The 16,433-nt window shown below is 41.3% G+C and carries 16 protein-coding genes and 1 other annotated feature; all 16 genes read right to left on the minus strand.

Annotated features, from left to right (window positions below):
* Positions 1 to 93 precede the first annotated feature (93 nt).
* On the minus strand, positions 94 to 3,699 hold the full coding sequence (gene rpoC / locus FQ085_RS17375; RefSeq protein WP_058386739.1) for a DNA-directed RNA polymerase subunit beta': 3,606 nt from the start codon (positions 3,697 to 3,699) through the stop codon (positions 94 to 96).
* A gap of 107 nt (positions 3,700 to 3,806) precedes the next feature.
* The gene (rpoB, locus tag FQ085_RS17380) at positions 3,807 to 7,361 is read right to left on the minus strand and encodes a DNA-directed RNA polymerase subunit beta (RefSeq protein ID WP_058386740.1); all 3,555 of its coding nucleotides are present in this window, start codon (positions 7,359 to 7,361) and stop codon (positions 3,807 to 3,809) included.
* 214 nt (positions 7,362 to 7,575) lie between these two features.
* Positions 7,576 to 8,178 carry a class I SAM-dependent methyltransferase gene (locus tag FQ085_RS17385; RefSeq protein WP_149457257.1) on the minus strand — a complete coding sequence of 201 codons (603 nt, stop codon included), beginning with the start codon at positions 8,176 to 8,178 and terminating at the stop codon, positions 7,576 to 7,578.
* Positions 8,179 to 8,302: 124 nt separating this feature from the next.
* On the minus strand, positions 8,303 to 8,662 hold the full coding sequence (gene rplL, locus FQ085_RS17390; protein WP_058386742.1) for a 50S ribosomal protein L7/L12: 360 nt from the start codon (positions 8,660 to 8,662) through the stop codon (positions 8,303 to 8,305).
* Between the two features lie 57 nt (positions 8,663 to 8,719).
* A complete protein-coding gene (rplJ, locus tag FQ085_RS17395) occupies positions 8,720 to 9,220 on the minus strand; it encodes a 50S ribosomal protein L10 (protein ID WP_058386743.1) in 501 nt (166 codons plus the stop codon).
* Positions 9,221 to 9,251: 31 nt separating this feature from the next.
* Positions 9,252 to 9,400, minus strand: a sequence feature (ribosomal protein L10 leader region).
* Between the two features lie 42 nt (positions 9,401 to 9,442).
* Positions 9,443 to 10,141, minus strand: coding sequence for a 50S ribosomal protein L1 (rplA, locus tag FQ085_RS17400; protein ID WP_149457258.1), 699 nt, complete (start codon positions 10,139 to 10,141; stop codon positions 9,443 to 9,445).
* A gap of 105 nt (positions 10,142 to 10,246) precedes the next feature.
* Positions 10,247 to 10,672 carry a 50S ribosomal protein L11 gene (gene rplK / locus FQ085_RS17405; protein WP_006828906.1) on the minus strand — a complete coding sequence of 142 codons (426 nt, stop codon included), beginning with the start codon at positions 10,670 to 10,672 and terminating at the stop codon, positions 10,247 to 10,249.
* Positions 10,673 to 10,836: 164 nt separating this feature from the next.
* A complete protein-coding gene (nusG, locus tag FQ085_RS17410) occupies positions 10,837 to 11,370 on the minus strand; it encodes a transcription termination/antitermination protein NusG (protein WP_058386745.1) in 534 nt (177 codons plus the stop codon).
* Positions 11,371 to 11,473: 103 nt separating this feature from the next.
* A complete protein-coding gene (gene secE / locus FQ085_RS17415; protein WP_058386746.1) occupies positions 11,474 to 11,659 on the minus strand; it encodes a preprotein translocase subunit SecE in 186 nt (61 codons plus the stop codon).
* 58 nt (positions 11,660 to 11,717) lie between these two features.
* Positions 11,718 to 11,864, minus strand: a complete 147-nt coding sequence (gene rpmG / locus FQ085_RS17420) for a 50S ribosomal protein L33 (protein WP_078080010.1) — start codon at positions 11,862 to 11,864, stop codon at positions 11,718 to 11,720.
* 69 nt (positions 11,865 to 11,933) lie between these two features.
* Complete coding sequence (sigH, locus tag FQ085_RS17425) at positions 11,934 to 12,584, minus strand: RNA polymerase sporulation sigma factor SigH (RefSeq protein ID WP_058386747.1); 651 nt, start codon at positions 12,582 to 12,584, stop codon at positions 11,934 to 11,936.
* Positions 12,585 to 12,655: 71 nt separating this feature from the next.
* A complete protein-coding gene (locus FQ085_RS17430; protein WP_058386748.1) occupies positions 12,656 to 13,165 on the minus strand; it encodes an NYN domain-containing protein in 510 nt (169 codons plus the stop codon).
* Positions 13,166 to 13,169: 4 nt separating this feature from the next.
* The gene (gene rlmB / locus FQ085_RS17435; RefSeq protein ID WP_058386749.1) at positions 13,170 to 13,925 is read right to left on the minus strand and encodes a 23S rRNA (guanosine(2251)-2'-O)-methyltransferase RlmB; all 756 of its coding nucleotides are present in this window, start codon (positions 13,923 to 13,925) and stop codon (positions 13,170 to 13,172) included.
* Positions 13,922 to 14,341 (minus strand): Mini-ribonuclease 3, encoded by a 420-nt coding sequence (locus FQ085_RS17440; RefSeq protein WP_058386750.1) that lies wholly within the window; start codon positions 14,339 to 14,341, stop codon positions 13,922 to 13,924. The genes rlmB and FQ085_RS17440 overlap by 4 nt, the downstream gene beginning before the upstream one ends.
* Before the next feature lies 1 nt (position 14,342).
* Positions 14,343 to 15,746, minus strand: a complete 1,404-nt coding sequence (gene cysS, locus FQ085_RS17445; protein WP_149457259.1) for a cysteine--tRNA ligase — start codon at positions 15,744 to 15,746, stop codon at positions 14,343 to 14,345.
* Positions 15,743 to 16,405, minus strand: a complete 663-nt coding sequence (epsC, locus tag FQ085_RS17450; RefSeq protein WP_058386752.1) for a serine O-acetyltransferase EpsC — start codon at positions 16,403 to 16,405, stop codon at positions 15,743 to 15,745. Before epsC ends, cysS begins: the two co-directional genes overlap by 4 nt.
* Between the last annotated feature and the right edge of the window lie 28 nt (positions 16,406 to 16,433).

Raw genomic sequence — 16,433 nt, forward strand, 5'->3', positions numbered from 1 at the left:
CATATTATCATTCTATGCTAATGCTGTCAACTGAATTCTTAAAAAATCCCGAGGAGATTATTTAGAACCTCCCCGGAATCTAATACATTCATTTTATGACTCTGTACCGACACTTTCTTGCTTCGCCGCTTTTTCGCTTTGAGCAATTCTGATTTGACGGTAACGCTGCATTCCTGTTCCAGCTGGAACAAGTTTACCGATAATAACGTTCTCTTTCAATCCTAGAAGCTCATCACGTTTCCCTTTAATCGCTGCATCTGTTAAGACGCGAGTCGTTTCTTGGAAAGATGCGGCTGATAAGAATGATTCTGTTTCAAGAGAAGCTTTTGTAATCCCTAGAATTACGGGACGGCTTGTCGCTGGTAAGTTACCTTCTAGAACCGCTTTAACATTAGCTTCAGTAAATTGATGAATATCCAAAAGTGAACCTGGTAGCAATTCAGTATCACCGGCTTCAATTACGCGAACTTTACGGAACATTTGACGAACCATAACTTCTACGTGCTTATCGCCGATTTCAACACCCTGCATACGGTATACTTTTTGAACTTCTTTCAATAGATAAACTTGAACAGCTTGAACGTCTTTTACTTGTAGCAATTGTTTCGGATCAATTGAACCATCTGTCAATACTTCGCCTCGAACAATAGCATCGTCTACTTGAACTTTGATACGAGCATTATAAGGTGCTAAGTATTTACGCGTTTCAACGTCACCTTGAATCGTTACTTCTTTTTGGCCTTCGCGAATTTCGTCAATTTCAGTAACGGTACCTGTAATTTCAGAAATAACGGCTTGACCTTTCGGATTACGCGATTCAAATATTTCTTGGATACGCGGAAGACCTTGTGTAATATCGTCTCCTGCAACACCGCCTGTATGGAATGTACGCATCGTAAGCTGAGTTCCTGGTTCTCCGATTGATTGAGCCGCAATAATACCAACTGCTTCGCCCACTTCAACTTCGTCTCCAGTTGCCAAGTTCGTTCCGTAACATTTCTTACAAATACCGTGTTTTGTGTTACATGTAAACGCAGAACGAATTGTCACTTCTTTAATGCCTGCCTCAAGAATGAGACGAGTCAAGTCTTGTGTGATCAGTTCATCTTTCGCTACAATAATCTCTTTAGTTTCCGGATGACGAATTGTTTTCTTAGCATGACGACCAACGATACGCTCGTGCAGCTCTTCAATCACTTCTGTGCCTTCCATTAACGCCCCTACCAACAAGCCTCTATCAGTTCCACAGTCATTTTCGCGAACAATTGCATCTTGTGCAACATCTACTAAACGACGAGTTAAGTAACCAGAATCTGCTGTTTTAAGTGCTGTATCGGCAAGACCTTTACGAGCACCGTGAGTTGAGATGAAATATTCAAGTACTGTCAATCCTTCACGGAAGGATGATTTGATCGGAAGTTCGATAATACGCCCAGCCGGGTTGGCCATCAATCCGCGCATACCAGCAAGCTGTGTAAAGTTGGAAGCATTACCACGAGCTCCGGAATCACTCATCATAAAGATTGGGTTTAAGTTATCAAGAGATGCCATCAGTTTGCCCTGAATGATATCTTTTGCATTACTCCAATACGAAATGACACGTGCATAGCGTTCTTCTTCTGTAATCAATCCACGACGGAATTGTTTCATTACTTTGTCTACATTTTCTTGTGCGCTAATTAAAATTTCTCCCTTGTCTGGAAGAACTACAATATCTGACACACCAACAGTAATGCCGGCTTGTGTCGAATACTTAAATCCAAGACTCTTCATGCGATCTAGCATTTTTGAAGTTTCCGTAATATGGAAACGTTTAAATACTTCAGCAATAATTTCTCCGAGAATTTTCTTTTTAAATGGCGTTACAAGTTCGGCTTCTTCAATATGCTTGCGAATATCCGTTGTTGTAGCAACAAAGTATTTCGCTGGCGTTTCCACCTGCAAGTTAAAGTCAGTCGGTTCATTGATATATGGGAATGACTTCGGCAGAATTTCATTGAAAATAATTTTACCAACAGATGTCAATAAAAGCATTTTGTTTTGTTCTTCTGTGAACGTCGGGTTGTTAACAGCTCCAGCTTGAATCGCAATACGTGTATGCAAATGCACATGGCCTGTTTGATAAGCGATCATGACTTCTTCAGGTCCTGAGAAAGTAGCGCCTTCTCCTGTAGCACCTTTACGCTCAAGTGTTAAGTAATAGTTTCCTAAAACCATATCCTGAGATGGTGTTACAACAGGTTTTCCGTCTTTTGGATTCAAAATGTTTTGGGCTGCAAGCATTAGTAGTCTTGCTTCCGCTTGTGCTTCAGATGATAAAGGTACGTGAACAGCCATTTGGTCACCGTCGAAATCGGCATTGTATGCAGTACATACAAGCGGGTGAAGGCGAATTGCTTTTCCTTCAACTAACGTTGGTTCAAATGCCTGAATACCTAGTCTGTGAAGAGTTGGTGCTCGGTTCAATAGAACCGGATGCTCCTTGATAACATCTTCCAGTACATCCCAAACTTCAGAATGAAGACGTTCGATTTTACGTTTTGCGCTCTTAATGTTATGAGCCAATCCACGTTCAACCAATTCCTTCATCACAAAAGGTTTAAACAATTCAATTGCCATTCCTTTTGGCAAACCACATTGGTACATTTTCAAGTTAGGTCCAACTACGATTACTGAACGGCCTGAATAATCTACTCGTTTACCAAGAAGGTTTTGACGGAAGCGTCCTTGTTTACCTTTTAACATATGAGAAAGAGATTTCAATGGACGGTTACCAGGTCCAGTAACCGGACGGCCACGACGACCATTATCAATTAATGCATCAACAGCTTCTTGAAGCATGCGTTTTTCGTTTTGAACGATAATGCTTGGTGCACCAAGATCCAAAAGACGTTTCAAACGGTTGTTCCGGTTGATTACACGACGATAAAGGTCATTTAAATCGGAAGTCGCAAAGCGGCCTCCATCTAATTGAACCATCGGACGAAGTTCAGGTGGAATAACAGGAAGCACATCTAAAATCATCCAATCAGGGTTGTTTCCTGAGTTACGGAATGACTCAACGACTTCAAGACGTTTAATCGCACGAGTACGACGTTGACCTTGTGCCGTTTTTAACTCTTCTTTTAAAGAATCCGTTTCGCGCTCAAGGTCAATTTCTTGTAACAGACGTTTGATTGCTTCTGCTCCCATAGCCGCTTGGAATTTCTTGCCAAACTTATCACGGTAAGCGCGGTATTCTTTTTCAGATAAAAGCTGTTTCTTTTCAAGTGGTGTATCTGCAGGATCGATTACTACATAAGAAGCAAAGTAAATTACTTCTTCAAGTGAACGCGGTGACATATCTAAGATAAGTCCCATGCGGCTCGGAATTCCTTTGAAATACCAAATATGTGAAACTGGAGCAGCTAATTCAATATGCCCCATGCGCTCGCGGCGAACTTTTGAACGTGTAACTTCAACGCCACAACGATCACAGACAACACCTTTATAACGAACACGTTTGTATTTACCACAATGACATTCCCAATCCTTCGTAGGACCGAAAATACGTTCGCAGAACAAACCATCTTTTTCAGGTTTTAGTGTACGGTAATTGATTGTTTCTGGCTTTTTGACTTCTCCATAAGACCATGAGCGAATTTTATCGGGTGACGCTAATCCGATCTTCATATACTCAAAATTATTAACATCTATCAAGGAGCCTACCTCCCTTTTGTCTCGAGTTTCTGTACGGCTCTTCCTCGGTAATGGCTAAGCGAATAAATGGAGAACGGCCGGTTACAGCCGTTCGAATCCAATCGTTATTAATCAATTGTTCCAACCGGTGCTTCTTTATCTGCGATTGGTAGGATATTTAATGAATCCGCAGGCTGAAGATCTTCTTCTTCATCCAAATCGCGTAATTCAATTTCTTCATCATCAATCGTCAACATCTTAACGTCCATACCTAAACTTTGAAGCTCTTTGATTAGAACTTTAAATGATTCCGGTACACTTGGTTCCGGTACACTTTCGCCCTTAACAATTGCTTCATACGTTTTCACACGACCTACAACATCATCCGACTTGACTGTTAAGATTTCTTGTAATGTATGTGCAGCACCATATGCTTCTAGTGCCCATACTTCCATCTCACCAAAACGCTGTCCACCGAATTGTGCTTTACCACCCAGTGGTTGTTGAGTAACCAATGAGTAAGGTCCAGTTGAACGGGCATGCAATTTATCGTCAACCATGTGAGCAAGTTTGATCATGTACATGATCCCTACAGACACACGGTTATCGAACGCTTCCCCAGAACGGCCATCATAGAGAATCGTCTTACCATCAAGTGGCATACCTGACTCTTCCATTGTTTCCAACACATCTTCTTCATTCGCTCCATCAAATACAGATGAAGCCATATGAATTCCAAGTGAACGAGAAGCCATTCCAAGATGCAATTCAAGCACCTGACCGATATTCATACGAGACGGTACACCCAGTGGGTTCAACATAATGTCGACTGGCGTGCCATCAGGCATGAATGGCATATCTTCTTCAGGTAAAATCCTTGAAATAACACCTTTGTTTCCGTGACGACCGGCCATTTTATCACCCACAGAAATTTTACGTTTCTGAACGATGTATGCGCGGACTAGCTGATTAACACCCGGTGGTAACTCATCTCCATCTTCACGGTTGAAGATTTTAACGTCTAATACAATACCGCCAGCACCGTGAGGAACTCGCAACGATGTATCGCGAACTTCGCGTGCTTTTTCACCAAAAATAGCATGAAGAAGACGTTCTTCAGCAGTTAATTCAGTAACGCCTTTAGGTGTTACTTTACCAACTAGAATATCTCCATCTTTTACTTCAGCTCCGACACGGATAATTCCACGGTCATCCAAGTTACGTAATGCGTCTTCCCCTACGTTCGGAATATCGCGCGTAATTTCTTCTGGTCCAAGTTTTGTATCACGTGAATCAGATTCGTACTCTTCTATGTGGACAGATGTGTAAACATCGTCTTTCACTAAACGTTCACTCATGATGATCGCATCTTCGTAGTTAAAGCCGTCCCACGTCATGAAGGCTACCAGTACGTTTCTTCCCAATGCCATCTCTCCGCGCTCCATTGAAGGTCCATCGGCTAGAATATCACGTTTAGAAATACGGTCTCCAACTTTAACGATTGGGCGTTGGTTATAACTTGTCCCTTGGTTCGAACGAACGAATTTCTGCAATCTGTAGACATCCAAGTCACCCTTAACTTCATTGCCATCCACAACTTCGATGCGGCGAACTGAAATTTCTTTTGCTTCCACAAACTCTACAATACCGTCATTTTTTGCCACCACAGCTGCACCAGAATCACGTGCAGCCAAATGTTCCATTCCAGTTCCTACAAAAGGAGCTTCCGGATTTAACAAAGGAACTGCTTGACGTTGCATGTTCGCTCCCATTAATGCTCGGTTGGAGTCATCGTTTTCTAGGAACGGAATACAAGCTGTTGCTACGGAAACGACCTGCTTCGGAGAAACATCCATATAGTCAATGCTGCCGCGTTTGTAAATTGTGTTTTCCCCGCGGAAACGTGCCACAATGCCTTCTTCAACAAATGATCCATCGTCATTTAATTTCGAGTTGGCTTGAGCGACTACATAGTTATCTTCTTCATCCGCAGTCAAGTAATCAATATGCTGTGTAACTAAGCCAGTTTCACCATCTACACGACGATAAGGAGTTTCAATGAAACCGAACTTATTCACTTTCGCAAATGTTGAAAGTGTATTGATCAATCCAATGTTCGGGCCCTCAGGGGTTTCAATTGGACACATACGGCCATAATGTGAATAGTGAACGTCACGCACTTCAAAACCTGCACGTTCACGCGTTAAACCACCGGGCCCAAGAGCCGATAGACGGCGTTTGTGTGTCAATTCAGCAAGTGGATTCGTTTGATCCATAAACTGAGAAAGCTGAGAACTACCGAAGAACTCTTTAATTGATGCAATAACCGGGCGGATATTGATCAATTGCTGAGGTACGATGGCTTGTGTATCGTTAATCGACATACGCTCACGTACGACGCGCTCCATACGAGACAAACCAATACGGAATTGGTTTTGTAAAAGCTCACCTACTGAACGCAAACGGCGGTTACCAAGATGATCAATGTCATCTGTGTTTCCAACACCGTAAAGAAGGTTAAAGAAGTAACTAATAGAAGAAATAATATCCGCTGGCGTTACATTTTTAATCTTATCTTCTATATAAGCATTACTAATCACAGTGATTTCTTTTTGATCTTCGTTGTTCGGCGCATAAATTTTAATCGACTGTAAAGTAACTTCACCTTCTAGAACGCCACCTACTTGAGAAACCGTATGGAAACCAACACCGTTTTCTAAGTTTGGAATTAAACGATCCAGTACACGACGATCAATTAATGTCCCTGCTTCAACTAAAATTTCACCTGTTTCAGGATCTGCCAATGTTTCGGCAATTGTTTGGTTGAAAAGACGGTTTTTAATATGGAGCTTTTTGTTCATTTTGTAGCGACCAACATTTGCTAAGTCATAGCGTTTTGGATCGAAAAAGCGTGAATATAGTAAGCTCTTCGCACTTTCAACCGTTGGTGGCTCACCAGGGCGCAAGCGTTCATAAATTTCAAGAAGCGCCTTTTCTGTGCTCTCTGTATTATCTTTTTCAAGTGTGTTTTGAAGGAATTCGTTATCTCCAAGCAAATCAATGATTTCTTGGTCTGATCCAAATCCAAGAGCTCTTAAAAGAACTGTTACTGGCAATTTACGTGTACGATCAATTCTGACATACACGACATCTTTCGCATCTGTTTCGTACTCCAACCATGCTCCACGGTTAGGTATAACAGTTGCTCCAAAGCCTTTTTTACCATTTTTATCTGTCTTGTCGTGGAAATAAACACTTGGCGAACGAACTAACTGGGAAACGATAACGCGTTCTGCGCCATTGATGACGAAAGTACCCGTTTCTGTCATTAATGGGAAATCTCCCATGAAGACATCCTGCTCTTTTACTTCATCTGTTTCTTTGTTGTGCAGACGCACTTTAACACGCAAAGGTGCTGCGTAAGTAACGTCGCGCTCTTTCGATTCATCGACTGGATACTTCGGTTCCGCGAGACTGTAATCAACAAACTCGAGTGATAGATTCCCTGTGAAATCTTCAATCGGTGAAATATCTCGGAACATTTCGCGAAGCCCTTCTTCGAGAAACCATTCATAAGATGATGATTGAATTTCGATCAAGTTCGGAAGATCCAGCACTTCACTGATTCTCGAAAAACTTCTGCGTTGACGATGTTGACCGTACTGAACTAGTTGACCTACCAACTTATTCACCCCTCAATAAAACGATTATAGGTCTTTGCGATTTCTACAAAATAGTGTATGATATCGAAAAGACAAAAAGAAAACGAGGCTAAAATAGCTCATTTTCGGTTTACACGTGATTAGCTCTGTCGCCATGCCAAGCCCGAAAAAGGGCAAACGACCTCAAAATAATAAATTTTGCATTTCATTATAATAACACAGGCGTTTTGTCAAGTCAAATTTTTCTGGCTTCAAAAATAAAGTAACCTTTCTTCTTATCAACCACTCTTACTTCTCCGAAAAGTTCTTCTAATTTCACTTGTGTAGAAGGAGCACCCTGCTTTTTCTGAATAACTACCCACAATGATCCACCATCCATTAACTTTGCAGCTGCTTCTTCATAAAAACGGAAAATAGTTTCTTTTCCAGCCCTAATTGGCGGATTTGTTAGGATAGCTGAGAAATCATCAATTTCAACCGCAGCTAATCCGTCACTTTCATAAATCTGGACATTGGAGATCTCATTTTTTTCAACATTTGTTTTCGCTAGTTCAATAGCTCGTGTATTCACATCTATCATATGAACTTGTTTTTGAGGAAATGCTTTTGCGATTGCCATCCCGATCGGCCCGTAACCACAACCCACATCCAGCATAGGTCCATCAATATCAGCTTCTCTGAATGTCTCGATTAATAAACGCGAACCAAAATCGACTTCACTTTTACTGAAAACTCCTGTATCGGTTTGGAATCGGAATTTTTCGCCGCGTAACACATCTGTCCACTCTCGAGGATTGCTTTTTATTTGAGGATTTTTAGAATAATAATGTTGAGACATATAACGTCCTCCTTGCATTCACCTTATTACGGACAATGTCCGCCCTGCAAATAAATTTAAAAAGAAGAAAAGCCCGTCGGTATACACTGACGAGCTTTCCTTTCTTTTTTATGAATTCATGAAATTACTTAACTTCTACTGAAGCGCCAACTTCTTCAAGTTTGCCCTTCATTTCTTCAGCGTCTTCTTTAGATACGCCTTCTTTGATTGCTTTAGGAGCTTCGTCTACAAGTGCTTTCGCTTCTTTAAGACCAAGACCAGTGATTTCGCGTACTGCTTTGATTACTTTGATTTTTGAATCGCCTGCAGAAGTAAGAATAACGTCAAATTCAGTTTGTTCTTCTTCAGCAGCAGCGCCAGCACCAGCAGCAGCAACAGGAGCAGCAGCAGTTACGCCGAACTCTTCTTCGATTGCTTTTACTAGGTCGTTTAGTTGAAGAACTGTCATTTCTTTGATTGCGTCTAAGATTTGTTCTTGTGTCATTATAGTTTCCTCCTATTGATAGGTAATATTTTTTGTCTTGCTTAGCCGGCTAACTTATTAAGCGCCTTGTTCTTCTTTTTGATCTGCAACTGCTTTTGTTGTAGCTGCAAAGTTGCGGATTGGAGCTTGTAGTACGCTGAGTAGCATAGATAGTAAGCCATCACGTGATGGAAGTTCTGCCAATGCTTTCATATCGTCAGCAGATGCGACTACACCTTCAATAACGCCCGCTTTGATTTCAAGCGCTTCATTCGCTTTAGCGAAGTTATTGATGATTCTTGCTGGTGCTACTACATCTTCGTTAGAAAATGCAATTGCGTTTGGTCCTGTAAAGTGTTCGTTGATTGCTTCAAGTCCGTGCATTTCAGTCGCACGACGAGTCATTGAGTTTTTGTAAACTTTAAACTCAACGCCTGCTTCACGAAGCTGTTTACGAAGTTCTGTTAATTGTGCAACGTTCAATCCACGGTAATCAACAACTACAACTGACGCTGCAGCATTGAATTTATCAGCGATTGTTTGCACGACAACTTTTTTCGTTTCAACTGCTTTGCTCATTTTGGCACCTCCTATAGATTTTTCATTTATACCGTCCATAAGAAAAGCCTCTGGTCCATTACAGACACAGAGGCATAAAATCAGCATCAAAAAGATGTTTACTGAATTCATCATGTCCTCGGCAGGGATAAATTAAGCGACTAGCGCCCCTACTGTCTGCGGTACAAATGGGTATTTCACAACTCCGCTAGTATAGCAGAGCAGAAATACGATGTCAATATATTATTTAGCAACTACTTTAGATGGATCCACTTTAACAGCAGGCCCCATTGTAGTAGTAACGTTTAATGATTTGATGTACGTACCTTTAGCAGAAGATGGCTTCGCTTTTAATACTACGTCATAGATCGCTTCTAAGTTTTCAGCAAGTTTGCTGTCATCAAAAGAAACTTTCCCGATTGGCGCATGGATAATACCTGTTTTGTCTGCACGGTATTCCACTTTACCCGCTTTGATTTCTTGAACAGCTTTCGTTACGTCAAAAGTAACTGTACCTGTTTTAGGGTTTGGCATTAAGCCTTTTGGTCCTAAAACGCGTCCAAGTTTACCAACTTCACCCATCATGTCAGGAGTTGCAACGATCACGTCGAATTCAAACCATCCTTGTTGGATTTTTTGGATATATTCAGCGTCGCCTACGAAATCAGCACCAGCTGCTTCAGCTTCTTTAAGTTTTTCGCCTTTAGCAAAAACCAATACGCTTTGAGTTTTACCAGTTCCGTTTGGAAGTACTACTGCCCCACGGATTTGCTGATCGTTCTTACGCGTGTCGATTCCTAGACGGAAAGCCACTTCCACTGTAGCGTCAAAGTTTACCGTGCTTGCTTTTTTCGCAAGTTCGATTGCTTCTTTTGCTTCGTATTGTTTTGAACGGTCGATTAATTTTTGTGCGTCTTGCAATTTTTTGCCTGTTTTAGCCATTTTAAACGTCCTCCTTGTTGTGGTATAACGGAATGAACCTCCCACGATTAAAGGCTGCGCGGTTCATGATGAACTGCGCAACCCATCCAAAAACAACTACTAGAATTAGTCTTCGATTGTAATGCCCATACTGCGAGCAGTACCTTCAACCATCAACATTGCAGCTTCTACTGAAGCAGCATTTAGATCTGGCATTTTAGTTTCTGCTATTTCGCGAACTTTGTCGCGTTTCACAGTCGCTACTTTATTGCGGTTCGGTTCGCCTGAACCTGATTCAATACCGGCTGCTACTTTTAATAGAACAGCTGCGGGCGGAGTTTTCGTAATGAATGTAAATGAACGATCTTCAAATACTGAAATCTCAACTGGAATGATCAGTCCTGCTTGATCTGCCGTACGCGCGTTAAACTCTTTACAGAATCCCATGATGTTAACACCTGCTTGACCCAATGCTGGACCAACTGGTGGCGCTGGATTAGCTTTTGCTGCAGGTATCTGCAATTTTACAACTTTAACAACTTTTTTAGCCACGAAACACACCTCCTTAAGTCCGTGATGTGGTAATAGGGTTGCCCCTCCCACTCAATATCTGTCTGTCAACGATGTTGATAGAATTAGCTAAATTGTACAGAGTGTCCTATGACAGTCTGACCTTTGAAATAATACCATTAATAATTCAGAATAGCAAGGGACTTTTATACTTTTTGAACTTGCTCGAAATCCAGTTCCATTTTGGTTTCGCGACCGAAGATGTCAATCGCTACTTTTACTTTGCCTTTTGTATCATCAATTTCCTCGACTTTTCCTTGGAAATTAGCAAATGGCCCTTCCATTACTTCAACTGTATCCGCAACCGCAAAGTCAATGTCCACTTTGCGTTCTGTCATGCCCATTTGTTTCAAGATAAATTCAACTTCTTCATCTAATAACGGCGTTGGTTTTGCTCCTCCACCTGATGAACCGATAAATCCAGTAACACCTGGTGTATTTCGAACGACATACCAAGACTCATCTGTCATGATCAATTCAACCAAAACATATCCTGGGAAGGTCTTACGCATTACTGTACGCTTTTTACCATCTTTAAAATCTGTTTCTTGTTCTTCGGGAATGATGACGCGAAAGATCAGATCTTCCATACCCATTGTTTCGACACGCTTTTCTAAATTTGCTTTAACTTTGTTTTCATACCCGGAATACGTGTGGACTACATACCAATTTTTTTCCATAATCGTGCGGACTAAACGTCCATCCCTCCTTTTTAACCAAATGAAAAAACCCGTTCTCATAGAATGACGGGCTATTTTTTATGCGTTATTCTTATCGAACAACTTATAATGCTACGAACCAACGGAATAATTCCGAGATGCCTGCATCGACTATTGTGAAAAAGAGAGCCATAAAAATACAAGTAGAAAGAACAACGATTGTATAACGAGTTAGTTCTTTTCGTTTCGGCCAGCTTACTTTCCGCATTTCCGAAACGACATTTTTAAAGAAACCGCTAATGTTACCCATTATTTTAAAAACCTCCGAATTTCAAAATCACTCTATATCGCCCGGCATTCAGTTAAATTCATATCGTTTGTTTATGCACGGTATGCTCATTGCAATGAGCACAGAATTTTTTGAGTTCCAAACGTGTGCTAGCTTCTGCTTTCGCAGGAACCGTATAATTACGAGATGCACATTTTGAGCAGCTTAATACAATTTTTTTGACCACAGTATCACCTTATTTATATTTAAAGCTTTTTCAAGGTTATCACCTTAAAACAGCCCTGTCAACCGCACTTCAGGAGCTTGGCATCTCATTGATCTGTAAGTGACGCTCAAGTTTTCTCTTGACTCGCTGCAATGCGTTATCAATTGATTTTACATGGCGTTCAAGCTTTTCTGAAATTTCTTGATAAGATTGACCATCTAAATAAAGGGCTAACACTTCACGTTCCAGTTCACTTAGTACTTCTCCCATTTTTTCTTCCATATACTGAAACTCTTCGTTATGAATGACCAAATCTTCCGGATCGTCTACGCCATTGCCCGTCAGTACATCCATTAAAGTCCGGTCAGACTCTTCATCGTAAATTGGCTTGTCCAACGAGATATACGAATTTAACGGAATATGCTTCTGTCGAGTTGCTGTTTTAATAGCGGTGATGATTTGACGAATAATACATAATTCCGCAAATGCACGAAACGAAGATAATTTATCACTTTTAAAATCCCGAATCGCCTTGTATAAACCAATCATGCCTTCTTGAATAATGTCTTCTTTGTCAGCGCCGATCAGAAAATACGAGCGGGCTTTCATTCGAACAAAAGGACGGAACTTTGTAATCAAAAAATCCAGTGCTTCCGTATTTCCACTGTGGACTAAACTGACAAGTTCCTCATCTGTCATACCGGTGAATCGTTGGGGCTGAACTTGATCATGATTTTCCACGGGTGATCCCTCCGATTGCGTGAGCCTCGATATCTTCAGTATACAGGAAGAAAAAAATGAGCGTCAACCGTTCATTTCAAGCCTCTTCGCCATTTTTCGAAAATTTCCGCTACTTCTCCAGACAGCGGTATTTTTGAAATCCCGCGCTGCTCCTGGATTTCTTTTACTTTTTTAGTGATGTTCTCCTGTATTTCAGTCATTTCAATTTCTAGTTCTCTTGCTGAAATTCGTAGAGCTCCTTTACCAAAAATAACCCATTGCTCCGTTAAATCCGAAGTCGCTACATAAACTTGGTCGCGGCGAGTATGCAAGCTTGTCGCCAATTTTTCGATCCGTTCATCTGCCGTTTCGCTTTCTTTTGTGTAAATGACTTCAACATCGTGGTGCAGATTTTTGGCTTCAATTCCCGGAACAAGATGAGCGTCAAAAACGATGATAACACGCCATCCCTTATAGCTCCGGTATTCAGCCATCCGCTCAATAAGACGATCTCTGGCATTCGCCAATTTATCTTTTTTCAGTTCCTGCAGTTCGACCCAGTCTCCAATGATATTGTATCCATCAACCAGCAGAATATTCATGGCATTAATCCAATGGATTGCGCTTTCTATAAACTTCGTACATCAACAAGCTTGCTGCTACTGACGCATTAAGCGACGTGACATGACCTACCATAGGCAATTGATAAAGAAAATCACATTTTTCACGCAAAATCCGACTCATGCCTTTGCCTTCGCTGCCAATAATAACGGCTAGTGGCAAAGATGCATCCATTTTTCGGTAATCAACCGACTCTTTTGCATCAGTACCGGCAATCCATACCCCCCGCTTTTTTAGTTCATCTACAGTTTGTGACAAGTTATTAATGCGCACGACTGGCACATGCTCAATCGCGCCCGTTGAAGCTTTTGCCACAACCCCAGTCAAACCAACTGCACGACGCTTTGGAATAATCAAACCATGAACGCCAATTGCATCCGCTGTTCTCATGATAGACCCTAAATTATGCGGATCTTCTAGCTCATCTAAGATCAAGAAAAATGGATCTTCACTCTTTGCCGAAGCTGCGTCAAACAAATCATCCAGACTTGCGTAATTATAAGCAGCTACTGCTGCTGCGATTCCTTGATGATTAGTATCCGTCAAACCGTCAATTTTTTTCTTTGGAACTGACTGGACAATGACGCCTCTGTCTTTTGCCAACTGCAATAATTCAGTAATGCCTTTTTTCTGGACACCTTCAGCAATCCAGATTTTATTAATATCCCGGTCTGCTCGTAACGCTTCGAGTACGGGGTTCTTACCGCCAATTATTTCCGGTGCCAACTCTTCTTCAGTCATTTCAATCCGCCTCCCAGCTCTTCAATGATCTCAATCGCATAGGAAATGATTTCGTCCACACGCGCTTGTTCTTCTTTTAAATACAACCAGCCCAGTACCGCTTCAAAAGCGGTACTGAAATTATAAGTTTGTACATCGGTATTTTTTGGTACGGACCCAGACTTGGCGTTGCGTCCTCTTCTCATGATCGCCAATTCGGCTTCTGTTAAAAACCCTTCTTCTGTCAGCCGCTTTAACACCACTGCTTGCGCTTTAGCAGAAACGAAAGTAGTTGATTGGCGATGCAAAATATTCGGTTTTGAACGGCCAGAGCGCAATAAATGCTCACGTACTGCTTGCTCATAAACCGCATCTCCCATATAGGCAAGTGCAAGTGCATTGAGTTGATCTACATCGTTTTTTCGTAAAATAGTCAATTTATTGCCCTCGTTTCCAGCGTGTCCCTTGCGCTGTATCTTCTAAAATGATATTTTTTGCTTTGAATAAATCACGGATTTCATCTGCCCGTGCAAAGTCACGATTTTTACGCGCTTCAATGCGTTCGATCATCAAAGCTTCTACTTCTTCGTCTAGCAGTTCTTTTTTCTGACTGAACGGTAAGCCTAAAACACCAGCCAACTCATCAAACACTGCGAGGAATGTTTCCAAAACCGTTGTTGCTGTTTGTTTTTCCAATAAATACGTATTGGATAAGCGAGATAAGTCGAAAAGACTAGAAATCGCATTTGCTGTATTAAAGTCATCATCCATTGTTTCAATAAACGCCGCTTTAATCGTGTCGATTTTGTTAATCCAACTATCTGAATGGTCGCCGAGGTCAGCAGACACACTCAATCGGTGATTTAAGTTAGCATAAGCTGTACGCAGTCGCTCTAGTCCAGCAACTGCATCTTCTACTAATTGCTGCGAGTAGTTGATTGGGTGACGGTAATGAACCGACAACATAAAGAAACGTAGCACTTGTGGGTCCATCTCTTTTAATATATCGGTTACCAACACAAAATTATTCAGCGACTTCGACATTTTTTCATTATCAATATTGATATACCCGTTGTGCATCCAATAACGCGCAAATGGCTTGCCAGTGAACGCTTCAGATTGAGCAATTTCATTTTCGTGATGCGGGAACGTTAAATCTTGTCCACCTGCGTGAATATCAATCGTATCACCCAAATGTTCGCGTGCCATCACAGAACATTCGATATGCCAACCTGGACGACCTTTCCCCCATGGGCTATCCCATGAAATTTCTTTTGGTTTGGCCGCTTTCCATAGCACGAAATCTAGCTCATCTTCTTTTTTATCCCCTGTTTCAATACGAGCACCAATCTTCAACTCATCAACTGATTGATGAGACAACTTGCCATAACCTTCAAATTTGCGCGTTCTATAGTAAACGTCGCCTTGAGACTCATAAGCATAGCCTTTTTCAATCAATGCCTCGATAAACTCAATAATTTGCACCATGTGATCGGTTACTCGCGGATGAACATCTGCTTCTGCACACCCCAGTGCCTGTGTATCTTCAAAATAAGCAGCGATGAAACGCTCTGCAATTTCAGGAACTTCCTGACCCAGTTCATTTGCTGCTTTGATTAATTTGTCGTCTATATCTGTAAAATTGGATACATACTTCACGTCATAACCGCGGTATTCTAAATGACGACGAACGGTGTCATAAACGATGACCGGACGCGCGTTACCAATGTGAATATAATTATAAACAGTCGGTCCGCAGACATACATTTTCACTTTACCCTCTTCTAATGGAATAAAGGTTTCTTTTTGTCTGGATAATGAATTAAAAATTTGGATTGTCATAAACGACGCCCTTCTTCCTGTGTTACTTGTTTTAGTTGTTCGATTTCCTGTTGCAATTTAGCAATTTTTGCTTCCATCCCATCACATTTATCCATAACAGGGTCTGGCATATGTTGATGGTTTAAATCTTGTTTTACTTTCATACCATTTTGAATGACCACTTTGCCTGGAATTCCGACTACCGTAGAATTCATCGGAACATTTTTTAAAACGACCGATCCGGCTCCAACTTTGGAATTAGCACCAATAATAATAGAACCTAACACTTTGGCGCCTGTCGCAACTAAAACATTATCTTCTAATGTCGGATGACGTTTACCACGTTCTTTACCTGTACCACCTAATGTGACACCTTGATACAAAGTAACATTATCACCGATTTCACAAGTTTCTCCAATAACAACACCCATACCATGGTCAATAAAAAACCTGCGGCCAATAACGGCACCTGGATGAATTTCGATGCCTGTAAAAAAGCGGCTAATTTGCGAGATCACACGGGCAATAAAAAACAATTTATTCTTAAAAAAGAAATGTGCTAATCGATGTGCCCAAATAGCATGGAGACCGGAATAAGTTAACATAACTTCCCAATAATTACGCGCCGCCGGGTCTTGTTCAAAAATGACATCCACATCATCTTTCAATAACTTAAACATTTGTCTCGCTTCCTTTCTGATCCAAAAT

It is taken from the genome of Planococcus sp. ANT_H30 (genome assembly GCF_008369335.1).
Taxonomy (GTDB): Bacteria; Bacillota; Bacilli; order Bacillales_A; family Planococcaceae; genus Planococcus; species Planococcus kocurii.

Excerpts from the sequence above, each read along its gene's own strand:
- FQ085_RS17385 (WP_149457257.1), bottom strand. The coding sequence starts at position 8,178 with ATGTCTCAACATTATTATTCTAAAAATCCTCAAATAAAAAGCAATCCT.
- rplL (WP_058386742.1), bottom strand. The coding sequence starts at position 8,662 with ATGACACAAGAACAAATCTTAGACGCAATCAAAGAAATGACAGTTCTT.
- rplJ (WP_058386743.1), bottom strand. The coding sequence starts at position 9,220 with ATGAGCAAAGCAGTTGAAACGAAAAAAGTTGTCGTGCAAACAATCGCT.
- rplA (WP_149457258.1), bottom strand. The coding sequence starts at position 10,141 with ATGGCTAAAACAGGCAAAAAATTGCAAGACGCACAAAAATTAATCGAC.
- nusG (WP_058386745.1), bottom strand. The coding sequence starts at position 11,370 with ATGGAAAAAAATTGGTATGTAGTCCACACGTATTCCGGGTATGAAAAC.
- secE (WP_058386746.1), bottom strand. The coding sequence starts at position 11,659 with ATGGGTAACATTAGCGGTTTCTTTAAAAATGTCGTTTCGGAAATGCGG.
- FQ085_RS17430 (WP_058386748.1), bottom strand. The coding sequence starts at position 13,165 with ATGAATATTCTGCTGGTTGATGGATACAATATCATTGGAGACTGGGTC.
- rlmB (WP_058386749.1), bottom strand. The coding sequence starts at position 13,925 with ATGACTGAAGAAGAGTTGGCACCGGAAATAATTGGCGGTAAGAACCCC.
- cysS (WP_149457259.1), bottom strand. The coding sequence starts at position 15,746 with ATGACAATCCAAATTTTTAATTCATTATCCAGACAAAAAGAAACCTTT.
- epsC (WP_058386752.1), bottom strand. The coding sequence starts at position 16,405 with ATGTTTAAGTTATTGAAAGATGATGTGGATGTCATTTTTGAACAAGAC.